Annotated in this window: 1 rRNA gene; it reads right to left on the minus strand. The window is 56.9% G+C overall.

Annotated features, from left to right (window positions below):
- Nucleotides 1–109: ribosomal RNA gene (rrf, locus tag KUM40_RS27495) — 5S ribosomal RNA — on the minus strand; the annotation flags it as partial.
- Nucleotides 110–246 lie beyond the last annotated feature (137 nt).

Below are 246 nucleotides of genomic sequence, written 5' to 3' on the forward strand. Positions count from 1 at the left end.
GCGTCCTACTCTCCCACAGGGTCCCCCCTGCAGTACCATCGGCGCTGTAAGGCTTAGCTTCCGGGTTCGAAATGTAACCGGGCGTTTCCCCTACGCTATGACCACCGAAACACTATGAAACTCTCAACCGCACCATGTGTGGCACATGGGGTTGTTCGTGGTTTCAGAACCAACACAGTGGACGCGAGCAACTGAGGACAAGCCCTCGGCCTATTAGTACCGGTCACCTCCACACCTCACGGTGCT

It is taken from the genome of Streptomyces sp. AC512_CC834, assembly GCF_019049325.1.
Lineage (GTDB): Bacteria > Actinomycetota > Actinomycetes > Streptomycetales > Streptomycetaceae > Streptomyces.